The sequence below is a fragment of the Herbiconiux daphne genome (assembly GCF_024979295.1).
Taxonomy (GTDB): Bacteria; Actinomycetota; Actinomycetes; order Actinomycetales; family Microbacteriaceae; genus Herbiconiux; species Herbiconiux daphnes.
Genome location: NZ_JANLCJ010000001.1, coordinates 426,946 through 439,698, shown reverse-complemented (window position 1 = coordinate 439,698; position 12,753 = coordinate 426,946). Strand labels below are relative to the sequence as shown.

Annotated in this window: 16 protein-coding genes; all 16 read right to left on the bottom strand. The window is 65.8% G+C overall.

What is annotated here, in order from left to right:
* Position 1 precedes the first annotated feature (1 nt).
* A complete protein-coding gene (gene rpsC, locus N1032_RS02300; RefSeq protein ID WP_259537202.1) occupies positions 2-766 on the bottom strand; it encodes a 30S ribosomal protein S3 in 765 nt (254 codons plus the stop codon).
* The gene (rplV, locus tag N1032_RS02295) at positions 766-1,158 is read right to left on the bottom strand and encodes a 50S ribosomal protein L22 (RefSeq protein ID WP_259537201.1); all 393 of its coding nucleotides are present in this window, start codon (positions 1,156-1,158) and stop codon (positions 766-768) included. The genes rpsC and rplV overlap by 1 nt, the downstream gene beginning before the upstream one ends.
* Positions 1,159-1,185: 27 nt before the next feature.
* Positions 1,186-1,467: a 30S ribosomal protein S19 gene (gene rpsS, locus N1032_RS02290; RefSeq protein WP_259537200.1), complete on the bottom strand. Its 282-nt coding sequence runs from the start codon at positions 1,465-1,467 to the stop codon at positions 1,186-1,188.
* A gap of 12 nt (positions 1,468-1,479) precedes the next feature.
* On the bottom strand, positions 1,480-2,319 hold the full coding sequence (rplB, locus tag N1032_RS02285) for a 50S ribosomal protein L2 (protein ID WP_259537199.1): 840 nt from the start codon (positions 2,317-2,319) through the stop codon (positions 1,480-1,482).
* A 25-nt stretch (positions 2,320-2,344) separates the two neighbouring features.
* A complete protein-coding gene (rplW, locus tag N1032_RS02280) occupies positions 2,345-2,650 on the bottom strand; it encodes a 50S ribosomal protein L23 (RefSeq protein ID WP_259537198.1) in 306 nt (101 codons plus the stop codon).
* A complete protein-coding gene (gene rplD, locus N1032_RS02275) occupies positions 2,647-3,306 on the bottom strand; it encodes a 50S ribosomal protein L4 (protein WP_259537197.1) in 660 nt (219 codons plus the stop codon). Before rplD ends, rplW begins: the two co-directional genes overlap by 4 nt.
* 3 nt (positions 3,307-3,309) lie before the next feature.
* A complete protein-coding gene (rplC, locus tag N1032_RS02270; protein WP_259537196.1) occupies positions 3,310-3,966 on the bottom strand; it encodes a 50S ribosomal protein L3 in 657 nt (218 codons plus the stop codon).
* Between the two features lie 23 nt (positions 3,967-3,989).
* A complete protein-coding gene (rpsJ, locus tag N1032_RS02265) occupies positions 3,990-4,298 on the bottom strand; it encodes a 30S ribosomal protein S10 (RefSeq protein WP_092547990.1) in 309 nt (102 codons plus the stop codon).
* A gap of 277 nt (positions 4,299-4,575) precedes the next feature.
* Entirely contained in the window at positions 4,576-5,343 is a 768-nt protein-coding gene (locus N1032_RS02260) for a fructosamine kinase family protein (protein ID WP_259537195.1), read from the bottom strand.
* 210 nt (positions 5,344-5,553) lie between these two features.
* Complete coding sequence (locus tag N1032_RS02255; protein WP_259537194.1) at positions 5,554-6,528, bottom strand: DNA topoisomerase IB; 975 nt, start codon at positions 6,526-6,528, stop codon at positions 5,554-5,556.
* A 34-nt stretch (positions 6,529-6,562) separates the two neighbouring features.
* Entirely contained in the window at positions 6,563-6,784 is a 222-nt protein-coding gene (locus tag N1032_RS02250; protein ID WP_407932994.1) for an antitoxin, read from the bottom strand.
* 71 nt (positions 6,785-6,855) lie between these two features.
* The gene (gene tuf / locus N1032_RS02245) at positions 6,856-8,049 is read right to left on the bottom strand and encodes an elongation factor Tu (protein WP_259537193.1); all 1,194 of its coding nucleotides are present in this window, start codon (positions 8,047-8,049) and stop codon (positions 6,856-6,858) included.
* A gap of 114 nt (positions 8,050-8,163) precedes the next feature.
* Positions 8,164-10,278: an elongation factor G gene (fusA, locus tag N1032_RS02240; protein WP_259537192.1), complete on the bottom strand. Its 2,115-nt coding sequence runs from the start codon at positions 10,276-10,278 to the stop codon at positions 8,164-8,166.
* A gap of 45 nt (positions 10,279-10,323) precedes the next feature.
* On the bottom strand, positions 10,324-10,794 hold the full coding sequence (rpsG, locus tag N1032_RS02235) for a 30S ribosomal protein S7 (protein ID WP_259537191.1): 471 nt from the start codon (positions 10,792-10,794) through the stop codon (positions 10,324-10,326).
* Positions 10,794-11,168, bottom strand: coding sequence for a 30S ribosomal protein S12 (gene rpsL / locus N1032_RS02230; protein WP_011186743.1), 375 nt, complete (start codon positions 11,166-11,168; stop codon positions 10,794-10,796). The genes rpsG and rpsL overlap by 1 nt, the downstream gene beginning before the upstream one ends.
* Positions 11,169-11,457: 289 nt before the next feature.
* Positions 11,458-12,615 carry a hypothetical protein gene (locus N1032_RS02225; RefSeq protein WP_259537190.1) on the bottom strand — a complete coding sequence of 386 codons (1,158 nt, stop codon included), beginning with the start codon at positions 12,613-12,615 and terminating at the stop codon, positions 11,458-11,460.
* Positions 12,616-12,753: the final 138 nt, after the last annotated feature.

The window sequence follows — 12,753 nt, the reverse complement described above, 5'->3', positions numbered from 1 at the left end:
GTTACGCCTCAACTCCTGCTGCGACCGGAGCCTCCGCCTTGGGGGCGGAGTTACGGCGCGGACGGTCACGGTCGCCACGCTCGGGGCGCGACGACTTCTGGTTGGCCTGCTCGCGGGCGAGCTCCTTGTTGGTGATGTCGCCCTTGTAGATCCAGACCTTCACACCGATGCGGCCGAACGTCGTCTTGGCCTCGTAGAAGCCGTAGTCGATGTTGGCGCGAAGGGTGTGCAGCGGAACGCGGCCTTCACGGTAGAACTCGGAACGGCTCATCTCGGCGCCGCCGAGGCGGCCCGACACCTGGATGCGGACACCCTTGGCGCCGGCGCGCTGAGCGCCCTGCAGGCCCTTGCGCATCGCACGACGGAACGCCACGCGAGCGGTGAGCTGCTCGGCGATGCCCTGTGCGACCAGCTGAGCCTCGGCCTCGGGGTTCTTCACCTCGAGGATGTTGAGCTGAATCTGCTTGCCGGTGAGCTTCTCGAGGTCGGAGCGGATGCGCTCGGCCTCGGCGCCACGACGACCGATCACGATGCCCGGGCGGGCGGTGTGGATGTCGACGCGGACGCGGTCACGGGTGCGCTCGATCTCGATGCGCGCCACTCCGGCGCGGTCGAGGCTCGTCTTCAGCAGGTTGCGGATCTTCACGTCTTCGGCGACGTAGTCGCTGTAGCGCTGACCCTTCTTCGTGCTGTCCGAGAACCAGCGCGACACGTGGTCGGTGGTGATCCCGAGACGGAAGCCGTAAGGATTGACTTTCTGGCCCATTACTTGCTCGCCTTCTTGCTCGCGGCTGCGACATCCGCTTCGTCCGGCGTGGCCAGGACGATGGTGATGTGGCTCGTGCGCTTGTTGATGCGGAACGCGCGTCCCTGAGCACGGGGCTGGAAACGCTTGAGCGTGGTGCCCTCGTCGACGAAAGCCTTCGCGACGAAGAGGTCCTGCTCGTCCAGGTAGCTGTTCGAGGCGTCGGCCTTGACCCGGGCGTTCGCGATCGCGGATGCGACGAGCTTGTAGACAGGCTCGGACGCTCCCTGCGGGGCGAACTTCAGGATCGCCAGTGCCTCGACGGCCTGACGGCCGCGGATCAGGTTGACGACACGACGGGCCTTCATGGGGGTGACGCGGATGTGACGCACGCGTGCGATCGACTCCACCATTTCTCTTCCTCCTTCACGTCACCGCGGTTAGCGGCGACGGCCCTTCTTGTCGTCCTTCACGTGACCACGGAAGGTGCGGGTGGGGGCGAACTCGCCGAGCTTGTGGCCCACCATGGTCTCGGTGATGAACACCGGGATGTGCTTGCGGCCGTCGTGAACGGCGATCGTGTGCCCGAGGAAATCGGGGATGATCATCGAACGACGCGACCAGGTCTTGATGACGTTCTTGGAACCGGCTTCGTTCGCGGTGACGACCTTGCGGTACAGGTGGTCGTCGACGAAGGGGCCCTTTTTGAGACTGCGTGGCATTTTCTAAGACTCCTACTTACGCTTCTTGCCGACGGTCCGGCGACGCACGATGAGCTTGTCGCTTTCCTTGTTGGGGTGACGGGTGCGGCCCTCGGACTGGCCCCAGGGGCTGACGGGGTGACGTCCGCCGGAGGTCTTGCCCTCACCACCACCGTGCGGGTGGTCGACCGGGTTCATGGCGACACCGCGCACGGTCGGGCGGATGCCCTTCCAGCGGCTGCGGCCGGCCTTGCCCCAGTTGATGTTCGACTGCTCGGCGTTGCCGACCTCGCCGATGGTGGCGCGGCAGCGGGCATCCACGTTGCGGATCTCGCCCGACGGCAGACGGAGCTGCGCGTAGGGGCCGTCCTTCGCCACGAGACGAACCGAGGCACCGGCGGAACGAGCCATCTTGGCTCCTCCGCCCGGCTTCAGCTCGATGGCGTGGATGACGGTACCGGTGGGGATGTTGCGCAGCGGCAGGTTGTTGCCGGGCTTGATGTCAGCACCCGCACCCGACTCGACGATGTCGCCCTGGGAGAGCTTGTTCGGCGCGAGGATGTAGCGCTTGGTGCCGTCCACGAAGTGGAGCAGCGCGATGCGCGCGGTGCGGTTGGGGTCGTACTCGATGTGAGCGACCTTGGCGTTCACGCCGTCTTTGTCATTGCGACGGAAGTCGATGACGCGGTACTGGCGCTTGTGGCCACCACCGATGTGACGGGTCGTGATGCGGCCCTGGTTGTTGCGGCCACCGGTCTTGGAGAGCGGGCGGAGCAGCGACTTCTCAGGAGTCGAACGGGTGATCTCTGCGAAGTCCGCGACCGACGAGCCGCGGCGGCCCGGAGTCGTGGGCTTGTACTTACGAATAGCCATGTGTCTTTTCCTCTAGCTTCCGCGCCTAGCCGACGGCCGTGAAGATGTCGATGGATCCGGACTTGAGCGTGACGATCGCACGCTTGGTGTCCTTGCGCTTGCCCTGGCCGAACTTGGTGCGACGGGTCTTGCCCGTGCGGTTCAGCGTGTTGATCGACGCCACCTCGACCTTGAAGATCTTCTCGATGGCGAGCTTGATCTCGGTCTTGTTCGAGCGGGGGTCGACGACGAAGGTGTATTTGCCCTCGTCGATCAGGCCGTAGCTCTTCTCGGAGACGACGGGCGACAGGATGATGTCGCGCGGGTCTTTGTTGAACGCGGCGTTGCTCATGCGGAAACCTCTTCCTTCTTGGTCTTCGCGGCGACGAACGCGTCGAAGGAACCCTTGGTGAAGACGATGTCGTCGGAGACGAGGACGTCGTAGGCGTTCAGCTGGTCTGCGGGCAGCACGTGAACGGTCGGGATGTTGCGGACGCTCTTGAGGCTCAGGTCGTCGCTGCGCTCGAGCACGACGAGCACGTGCTTCGACGAGGCGACGGTGGCGAGGAACTCGTTGACGGCCTTGGTCGACGGCGTCTCACCCTGCGAGAGGGACTCGACGACGTGCAGGCGGCCTCCGCGGGCTCGGTCGGAGATGGCGCCGAGCAGAGCTGCGGCGATCATCTTCTTAGGGGTGCGCTGGGCGTAGCTACGGGGCACCGGTCCGTGGACGATGCCACCGCCGGTCATCTGAGGGGCGCGGATCGAGCCCTGACGAGCGCGACCGGTTCCCTTCTGCTTGAACGGCTTGCGGCCGGCACCGGAGACCTCACCACGACGCTTGGTCTTGTGGGTTCCCTGGCGGGCGGCGGCGAGCTGAGCGACGACGACCTGGTGGATGAGCGGGATGTTGGTCTGCACGTCGAAGATCTCGGCGGGCAGCTCGACGGTGCCGGACTTCTTGCCGGCGACGTCGAGGACATCGAGCGTGTTAGTTGCGGTGGCCATGAACTACGCCCCCTTCACTGCGTTGCGAACGAAAACGAGGCGGCCCTTGGCGCCGGGAACCGCGCCCTTGACGAGCAGCAGGCCCTTCTCGGCGTCGACCGAGTGGATGACCAGGTTGAGCACGGTGACGCGCTCGCCACCCATGCGGCCGGCCATGCGCATGCCCTTGAAGACACGGCTGGGCGTCGACGACGCACCGATCGAGCCGGGCTTGCGGTGGTTGCGGTGCGAGCCGTGCGAGGCGGAGACACCCTTGAAGTTGTGGCGCTTCATGACACCGGCGAAGCCCTTGCCCTTGGAGGTGCCCACGACGTCGACCTTCTGGCCGGCTTCGAAGACGCTCTCGGCGGTGAGCTCCTGGCCGATGCTGTAGTCAGCGGCATCCGCGGTGCGGATCTCGGTGATGTGGCGACGGGGGGTGACGCCCGCGGCGTCGAAGTGGCCGGTGGCCGGCTTGTTCACCTTGCGGGGGTCGATCTGACCGGCGGCGATCTGGACGGCCGAGTAGCCGTCTTTCTCGGGGGTGCGGATCTGGGTCACGACGTTGGGCGAGACCTCGACGACGGTGACGGGGATGAGACGGTTGTTCTCGTCCCACACCTGCGTCATGCCGAGCTTCTTGCCGAGCAGACCCTTGGAAGTCTTAGCTGCGAGAGCCATAGTGATTACCTAGTCCTTCGCGCTCAGAGCTTGATCTCGATGTTGACGTCGGCGGGCAGGTCGAGACGCATGAGCGAATCGACGGCCTTCGGCGTCGGGTCGATGATGTCGATGAGCCGCTTGTGGGTGCGCATCTCGAAGTGCTCGCGGCTGTCCTTGTACTTGTGGGGCGAACGGATGACTGCGATCACGTTCTTCTCCGTCGGAAGCGGCACGGGGCCGACGACGGTTGCTCCTGCACGGGTGACCGTGTCGACGATCTTGCGCGCCGAGGTGTCGATGACCTCGTGGTCATACGACTTAAGTCGAATGCGGATCTTCTGTCCCGCCATGTGTGACTCTCTCTCTGTCTCGCGTCATACAGCCTCGACTGCATTGGACGCCCACTGTTTTGCTATCAGGCACCGCAACACAAACTTCTAGCCAGGAGAAGAGGGGGTTGCGATTAAGCTGTGTTCTGCTGTCTGCGGCCTAACCACGAAGAACGGTGTTCTGTGGGCTATGCACTGCCAAAACAGTGATTCGGGCACGCAAGGCGGCCCAAAATGTTGAACTAGACGAGTTTGCCACATCCTGGGCCTACATGCAACCCGGGCGTGTCGCGCTTTCTCACGCCTGTCCGGCCGCCAGCTGCAGCACCGCGTGCGCGGCGCGCTCGAGCTCGACGCCATACGACGGACCGTGCCCGACGGCGTGCACCGCGAGCGGGAAGAGCTGGTGCATGGGCACCCTGGCGTGCCATCCCGGGGCCAGCGGTGCGGCCTTGTCGTAGGCCGTGAGGATGTCGTCGAGGAAGGGGGCGCCGAACAGCACCAGCATGGCCAGATCGGTCTCCCGGTGGCCGCCGTGGGCCGCGGGGTCGATGAGCGTGACGCCGGTCGGGGTCCACATGACGTTGCCCGACCAGAGGTCGCCGTGCAGCCGCGCCGGGGGCTCGCCGTCGTCGAAGAGGCCGGACTGGATGAAGTCGCACGCCTTCTGCACCGTGCGGAAGCCGTCGGCGCTCAGGTTGCCGCGCGCCACCGCCTGCTCGGCGTAGGGGCGCACGCGCTCGGCCGGGTAGAAGTCGCTCCAGGTGCCGTAGGCGCCCACGCTCATCTCGCGTCGGCCGATGTAGCACGGCCCCGCCCAGCCGGCGGGCGGTGAGCCGAACGCGTCGGCCCCGGCCGCGTGGGTCACGGCGAGCAGCTCGCCGAAACGCCGGGCGGCCTCGCGGCTCGGGCGTGCGGAGCGCAGCTCGTCGAGCTCGATGGTGCCCTCGCGCACCGCCAGCACCCTGACGCAGGGCACTCCCCCGCTGCTCGCGAGCCAGGACAGGCCCGCGGCCTCGGCTTCGAAGAAGCCCTCCGGCGCGGCGGGGTCGTACTTGGTGAACACGCTTCCACGCTATGCCCGCAACGTTTCATCGGTATGTCGGGCGAGGAACGTTCTTACGGGAGAGCTGGGGCTCAGTCGGTCAAGCGCGCTGACCACTCTCGGTCAAGCTCTGTTCGCAGCGTCTGGCGGCAGGTCTCCCGTAAGAACGATTGACCCCATTCTGCGCTTCTGACCGGGGAACACAACCTTGACTTCTACCGAATTCTGCGGTCATTCGAACAGCAGCGCGCGCAACTCGCTCTCGGCCGAGGACACTCGTGCCGGGTCGATCGTGACGCCGTGCTCGTAGTGGTCGACGACCCGAGGATCGACGTAGCTCTTCTTGGCGATCGCGGGCGTGTTGCCGAGCACCACGCTGGCATCGCGCATCGCCTGGGCGAGCGCGTGCGTTCTGGCCGTCTTCTTCTGCTCGGGCCCGTGCACGGCGAGGCTCACCGCCGCGGCGATGGTGCCGTGCAGGGTGCGGAAGTCCTTCGCGGTGAACTCGCCGCCGGTGCGCTCGCGCACGTAGTCGTTGATCTCGCCCGGATCGACCGGGTGCCAGGTCTTCGTGCCCTCGTTCTTCCAGGCGAGCAGGCGCGCCTGGGGGCCGCGGCGCTTCAGGCTCCGCACGACGTGCGCGAGGTCGGCGTCGGTGATCTCCGACGACCACTCCTCGCCGCTCTTGGCTGGGAACTCGAGCTTCACCACGTCACCCGAGACCCTGGCGTGGGTGCCGAGCAGACTGGTCAGGCCGTAGCTGCCGTGCTGCTGGGCGTAGCGCTCGTTGCCGACGCGCAGTGAACCGGTGTCGAGCATCCGGAAGCCCGCCGCCAGCGCCCGCTCCCGCGGGTAGCCGTCGCGGCGCAGGTCGATCGTGACGAAGCGGCGGGCGATGGGCAGCGACTCGGCGAGGGCCAACGCGCGGTCGTACTTGATGCGGTCTTTCTGCTCACGCCAGGTGGGGTGGTAGATGTACTGGCGCCGGCCGGCGCCGTCGACACCGGTGGCCTGGATGTGGCCGTTCGCGAAGGGCGCGATCCAGACATCCGTCCACGCCGGAGGGATGGCGAGGTGCTCGATCCGGGCTCGCAGCTCCGGGTCGGTGATGGTCACCCCGTCGTCGTCGCGGTAGGTGAAGCCCTTGCCGGCCTTGAGACGGCGGATGCCCCGTCCCGATGAATCTGATCGTCGGAGGCGGGGCATCTCACCATCTAATACCCAACTGCAGCGATAACGCCTATTCGTTGCCCACGGCTTTGTCGGCCGTGTCGCGAGCGCCGTCGACCTGGCTCTCGAACTTCTTGCCCGTGACCTTGTTGACCGCATCGGCCACGCCGTCGAGCACCTTGTCGCTGATGTCCTCCGCCTTCTCGCTCTTCAGGGCATCCTTCACCTTGTCGTCGTTGAGGAAGGCCTGTGCCTTCTTGGTGATGTCGTCGAATCCCGCCATGTCGACCATGGTGCTCCTCTTGCGGGCAAAACAAAAGGGCCGTGCCCGAAGGCACGACCCTTTTGTGTGTGGAGCTAGGACTACTTGATGATCTTCGTGACGGTTCCGGCGCCGACGGTGCGGCCACCCTCACGAATAGCGAAGCCGAGGCCCTCCTCCATCGCGATCGGCTGGATCAGCGCGACCGAGATGTCGGTGGTGTCGCCGGGCATGACCATCTCGGTGCCCTCGGGCAGCGTGATGACGCCGGTGACGTCGGTGGTGCGGAAGTAGAACTGCGGGCGGTAGTTCGTGTAGAAGGGGTTGTGACGGCCACCCTCATCCTTCGACAGGATGTAGGCGGTGCCTTCGAAGTCGGTGTGCGGCGTGACCGAACCCGGCTTGACGACGACCTGGCCGCGCTCCACGTCTTCGCGCTTGGTGCCGCGGAGAAGCAGACCACAGTTCTCGCCGGCCCATGCCTCGTCGAGCTGCTTGTGGAACATCTCGATACCGGTGACCGTGGTCTTCTGCGTCGGGCGGATGCCGACGATCTCGACCTCGGAGTTGATGGCGAGGGTTCCACGCTCGGCGCGGCCCGTGACGACGGTTCCACGACCGGTGATCGTGAAGACGTCTTCGATCGGCATCAGGAACGGCTTGTCCTTGTCGCGGATCGGGTCGGGGATCGACTCGTCGACGGCGTCCATGAGGTCGAGGATGGACTGGGTCCACTTCTCGTCACCCTCGAGGGCCTTGAGGCCCGAGACGCGAACGACGGGGGCGTTGTCGCCATCGAAGTTCTGGCTCGCGAGCAGCTCGCGAACCTCGAGCTCGACGAGCTCCAGGATCTCCTCGTCGTCGACCATGTCGGCCTTGTTCAGCGCGACGAGCAGGTAGGGAACGCCGACCTGCTTGGCGAGCAGAACGTGCTCGCGGGTCTGAGCCATCGGGCCGTCGGTGGCGGCGACCACGAGGATCGCGCCGTCCATCTGAGCCGCACCGGTGATCATGTTCTTGATGTAGTCGGCGTGACCAGGGGCGTCGACGTGAGCGTAGTGACGCTTGGGCGTCTCGTACTCGACGTGCGAGATGTTGATCGTGATGCCGCGCTGGCGCTCCTCAGGAGCGGAGTCGATCGACGCGAAGTCGCGCTGAACGTTGGTCGCCGACGGGAACTTGTCCGCCAGGACCTTCGAGATGGCAGCGGTAAGAGTGGTCTTACCGTGATCAACGTGACCGATCGTTCCGATGTTGACGTGCGGCTTGGTCCGCTCGAACTTGGCCTTAGCCACTAGGTCCTCCTCAGGACTCTCATGCCGGAGTCACGGGTGCTGGATTGCATCCGGAATCAGGCGGGGGTTTGTTGATATTTTACGCGAACCTACGAGGTGCGCAGAACTCGGGTGCTACTCGCCCTTGTTCTTCTGGATGATCTCGTCGGCCACAGCCTTCGGGACCTCGGCGTAGCTTTCGAAGGTCATCGAGTACACGGCACGGCCGGAGGTCTTCGACCTCAGGTCGCCGATGTAACCGAACATCTCCGACAGCGGCACGTGTGCACGAACCACCTTGACGCCGCTGGCGTCCTCCATGGACTGGATCTGGCCACGACGCGAGTTGAGGTCGCCGATGACGTCACCCATGTATTCCTCAGGGGTGCGCACCTCCACGGCCATCAACGGCTCGAGCAGAACCGGGCTCGCCTTACGAGCGGCTTCTTTGAAAGCCATCGATCCGGCGATCTTGAACGCCATCTCCGAGGAGTCGACGTCGTGCGACTGGCCGTCGAGCAGGCTCGCCTTGACCCCGACCATGGGGTATCCGGCGAGGATGCCGACCTGCAGCGCATCCTGGATTCCGGCGTCGACCGACGGGATGTACTCGCGCGGAACGCGACCACCGGTGACCTTGTTCTCGAACTCGTAGGTCTTGTCGGCCGTGACCTCGAGAGGCTCGATGGCGATCTGCACCTTCGCGAACTGACCCGAACCACCGGTCTGCTTCTTGTGCGTGTAGTCGTGGCGCTCGACGGTCTTGCGGATCGTCTCGCGGTAGGCCACCTGGGGCTTGCCCACGTTGGCCTCGACGTTGAACTCGCGCTTCATGCGGTCGACCAGGATGTCGAGGTGGAGCTCGCCCATTCCCTTGATGACCGTCTGACCGGTCTCCTGGTTCTGCTCGGTGCGGAAGGTCGGGTCTTCTTCAGCGAGCTTCTGGATGGCGACACCCAGCTTCTCCTGGTCGGCCTTGGTCTTCGGCTCGATGGCGACCTCGATGACCGGCTCCGGGAACGTCATCGACTCGAGGACGATCTGGTTCGACGGGTCGGACAGGGTGTCGCCGGTGGTCGTGTCTTTGAGGCCGATGACCGCGTAGATGTGGCCGGCGGTGACCGAGTCGACCGGGTTCTCCTTGTTGGAGTGCATCTGGAAGATCTTGCCGATGCGCTCCTTCTTGCCCTTGGTCGAGTTCATGACCTGTCCGCCCGACGCGAGGTGACCCGAGTAGACGCGGATGTAAGTGAGTCGACCGAAGAACGGGTGAACCGCGACCTTGAACGCGAGGGCCGCGAAGGGGTCTTTCGGGTCGGGGTGACGCTCGACGACGATTTCCTCGTCGCGGATGTCGTGACCTTCGGTCGCGGGCACATCCAGCGGGGAGGGGAGGTAGTCGACGACCGCGTCGAGCATGGGCTGCACGCCGCGGTTCTTGAACGCCGAACCGCACAGCACAGGGTAGATCTCGCTGTTGACGGTGAGCTTGCGGATGGCGCCCTTGATCTCGGCGACCGTGAGCTCCTCGCCACCGAAGAACTTCTCGAGCAGCGCGTCGTCGGTCTCGGCGACGGTCTCGAGCAGCAGCTGACGGTATTCGTCGGCCTTCTCCTTGAGGTCGGCCGGGATCTCTTCGATCTCGTACTTCGCACCCATCGCGACGTCACCCTTGGAGTCGCCGCGCCAGGTGAGCGCGCGCATCTCGACCAGGTCGACGACGCCCTCGAACGAGGACTCCGCACCGATCGGGAGCTGGATCACGAGGGGCTTGGCACCCAGGCGGTTGATGATGGTGTCGACCGTGAAGTAGAAGTCGGCGCCCAGCTTGTCCATCTTGTTGACGAAGCAGATGCGGGGCACGTTGTACTTGTCGGCCTGACGCCACACCGTCTCGGACTGGGGCTCGACGCCCTCCTTGCCGTCGAACACGGCGACGGCGCCGTCGAGCACGCGGAGCGAACGCTCCACCTCGACGGTGAAGTCGACGTGACCGGGGGTGTCGATGATGTTGATCTGGTTCTTGTTCCAGAAACAGGTGGTCGCCGCAGACGTGATCGTGATGCCACGTTCCTGCTCCTGCGCCATCCAGTCCATCGTCGCGGCGCCGTCGTGCACCTCACCGATCTTGTGGGTGATGCCCGTGTAGAACAGGATGCGCTCGGTGGTGGTGGTCTTGCCGGCATCGATGTGCGCCATGATGCCGATGTTGCGGACCTTGTTCAGGTCGGTGAGCACGTCCTGTGCCAAAGGGATTCCTCCGAAAGGTAAGAGTGGGAAAGCGGGGTCGGACGACTACCAGCGGTAGTGGGCGAATGCCTTGTTCGACTCGGCCATCTTGTGGGTGTCTTCGCGACGCTTGACAGCGGCGCCGAGACCGTTGGATGCATCGAGGATCTCGTTCTGGAGACGCTCGGTCATGGTCTTCTCGCGACGGGCCTTCGCGTAGGTGGTGAGCCACCGGAGTGCGAGGGTGTTGGCGCGGTGAGGCTTGACCTCGACCGGCACCTGGTAGGTCGAGCCACCGACACGGCGGCTGCGCACCTCGAGGGTGGGGCGCACGTTGTCGAGAGCCTTCTTCAGCGTGACGACGGCGTCCTGGCCGTTCTTCGACGAGACGCCCTCGAGCGCTTCGTAGACGATGCGCTCGGCGATGGCCTTCTTGCCGTCGAGGAGGATCTTGTTGACGAGCTGGCTGACGACCGGCGCACCGTAGACCGGGTCGGCGACAACGGGACGCTTCGGGGCGGGACCCTTGCGAGGCATTACTTCTTCTCCATCTTCGCGCCGTAACGGCTGCGAGCCTGCTTGCGGTTCTTCACGGCCTGCGTGTCGAGCGCGCCGCGGACGATCTTGTAACGCACACCGGGGAGGTCTTTCACACGACCGCCGCGAACGAGCACCATCGAGTGCTCCTGCAGGTTGTGGCCCTCACCAGGGATGTAAGCGGTGACCTCGGTGCCGTTCGACAGCTTGACGCGGGCGACCTTGCGAAGCGCGGAGTTCGGCTTCTTGGGGGTGGTGGTGTACACACGGGTGCACACGCCGCGCTGCTGGGGGTTGGCCTTGAGGGCGGGCGCCTTGGTCTTGGTGACCTTCGGGGTGCGACCCTTTCGGACCAACTGCTGAATGGTTGGCACTACTTACTCCTTGTATTCGTAACGCTCGGTGTCGATTAGCTCGGTGTCGATGCGCACGCCAGTGTTGGCGTGTCGAGATTCGTTTGGACCCACCGGCGGTACAAAATGGCTCTGGTATCGCTGGTTGGAAGAGCGGTGGAAGCCCTGGGCTTTCTCGCCCGGGCCTGCTTCGCTCGAAAATCTGGGCATGCAAGTATGCACACACCCGGAAAATTCTAGCCTCTTGACCCCTCGGGGTCAAATGCCGAGGGGCTCGAGCCCCACGACCGGCAACGCGGACCTCAGGATCTTACCAGGTCGTGCCGGGAACCTGCGTCTCGGTGTGACCGGCCGACGCCGGCGCCGCGGTGGTGGGGACTGCCAGGGCGGCCTCCTGGTTGCGCTCGTACTCCTCGCGGGCCGCGATGTTGCGGGCCTTCACCCGCCGCCCGCGCGCGGCGATCCACGCGCCGGTCCAGATCGAGACCTCCCGGGCGACGATCGCGCCGGCGAGGGTCAACGGGTCCATGGTGAGCGATCGCACGAAGTCGTACTGCTCCTGCGGCTGGAAGTTCCAGGCCTGCACGTGGATGAGGGCCCCCGCGATGCCGGCGACGTAGACCAGCACGGCGACGAGGAAGCCGCCGAGCACGTAGGCCCACCAGCCCGCGCGGTTGACGATCAGCACGATCAGGATGAGTGAGATCGCGAAGACGACGACCGGCACGATGAAGGCGGCGCTCAGCAGGAACGATGAGAACGCGGGGATGTAGTCGGTGGCGCCGACGTTCGCCGCGATGATCAGGAAGGACACACCGGCGTAGACGATCGCGAACGCCAGGGTGCCGATCAGCGCGATGAGCGAGCCTCCGCCGCGATTGCCCTTCGCGTCGGGCGGCACGGGCGCGGCGAGCGGCTGGGGAACGGGCTGGTAGGCGTAGGCCGCGCTTCCGACAACCGCGGCGGGGGCGGCGCCCGCGGCCGGGGCGGGTGCCGGCGCGAACGCGGCGGCGGGGTAGGGCGTCGACTCGGTGAGGTTCTCGTTCGCCGAGGGCGTCGGCTCCGACGAGGTGACGTAGGGGCCGCCGATCGGCTGGCGCTCGTAGGCGGCTGTCGCCTGCTCGGCCACCGGCGCCCCGTGCTCGGTCACGACGTAGGGACCGCCGAGCGGCTCGCGGGCCGCCGTCTCGCGCGCCGCGCTCTCGCGGGCGGACGCGTCGGCATCCGTCTCGACGACCTCGACGACCTCGAACTCCTCGACCACCTCGGGCCGGTCGGAGCCGGAGCCGGTCGCGCGGTCGGCACTGACAGATTCGGGGCGCCCCGTGGAGTCGTCGACCGGAGCCTGCCAGGCCGGGATGTCGGGCAGGGGCGGCGTGGCCGCGGCCGGCGTCTGGGCGATGGGGTTGCCGTCGGCATCCCGCATGGGGAATTCCGGCTGGTCGCCCTGACGATCGTCGGTGCTCATGGCGCAACTCCTCACGGCCGGCTCGGCCTCTTCACACGACACCGGTTGCGGTGCTGGCGTCACTCTAACAACGGCAGGCACCTGCGTCGGGGACGCGCGCCGGGCCGATCCGGATGCCGCGGGGAAGGGTTGTGCGGC

What these genes read in the sequence shown, in the direction of transcription:
- rpsC (WP_259537202.1), bottom strand. Translation starts at nt 766, where the DNA reads ATGGGCCAGAAAGTCAATCCTTACGGCTTCCGTCTCGGGATCACCACC.
- rplV (WP_259537201.1), bottom strand. Translation starts at nt 1,158, where the DNA reads ATGGTGGAGTCGATCGCACGCGTGCGTCACATCCGCGTCACCCCCATG.
- rpsS (WP_259537200.1), bottom strand. Translation starts at nt 1,467, where the DNA reads ATGCCACGCAGTCTCAAAAAGGGCCCCTTCGTCGACGACCACCTGTAC.
- rplB (WP_259537199.1), bottom strand. Translation starts at nt 2,319, where the DNA reads ATGGCTATTCGTAAGTACAAGCCCACGACTCCGGGCCGCCGCGGCTCG.
- rplW (WP_259537198.1), bottom strand. Translation starts at nt 2,650, where the DNA reads ATGAGCAACGCCGCGTTCAACAAAGACCCGCGCGACATCATCCTGTCG.
- rplD (WP_259537197.1), bottom strand. Translation starts at nt 3,306, where the DNA reads ATGGCCACCGCAACTAACACGCTCGATGTCCTCGACGTCGCCGGCAAG.
- rplC (WP_259537196.1), bottom strand. Translation starts at nt 3,966, where the DNA reads ATGGCTCTCGCAGCTAAGACTTCCAAGGGTCTGCTCGGCAAGAAGCTC.
- rpsJ (WP_092547990.1), bottom strand. Translation starts at nt 4,298, where the DNA reads ATGGCGGGACAGAAGATCCGCATTCGACTTAAGTCGTATGACCACGAG.
- N1032_RS02255 (WP_259537194.1), bottom strand. Translation starts at nt 6,528, where the DNA reads ATGCCCCGCCTCCGACGATCAGATTCATCGGGACGGGGCATCCGCCGT.
- N1032_RS02250 (WP_407932994.1), bottom strand. Translation starts at nt 6,784, where the DNA reads ATGGTCGACATGGCGGGATTCGACGACATCACCAAGAAGGCACAGGCC.
- rpsG (WP_259537191.1), bottom strand. Translation starts at nt 10,794, where the DNA reads ATGCCTCGCAAGGGTCCCGCCCCGAAGCGTCCCGTTGTCGCCGACCCG.
- N1032_RS02225 (WP_259537190.1), bottom strand. Translation starts at nt 12,615, where the DNA reads ATGAGCACCGACGATCGTCAGGGCGACCAGCCGGAATTCCCCATGCGG.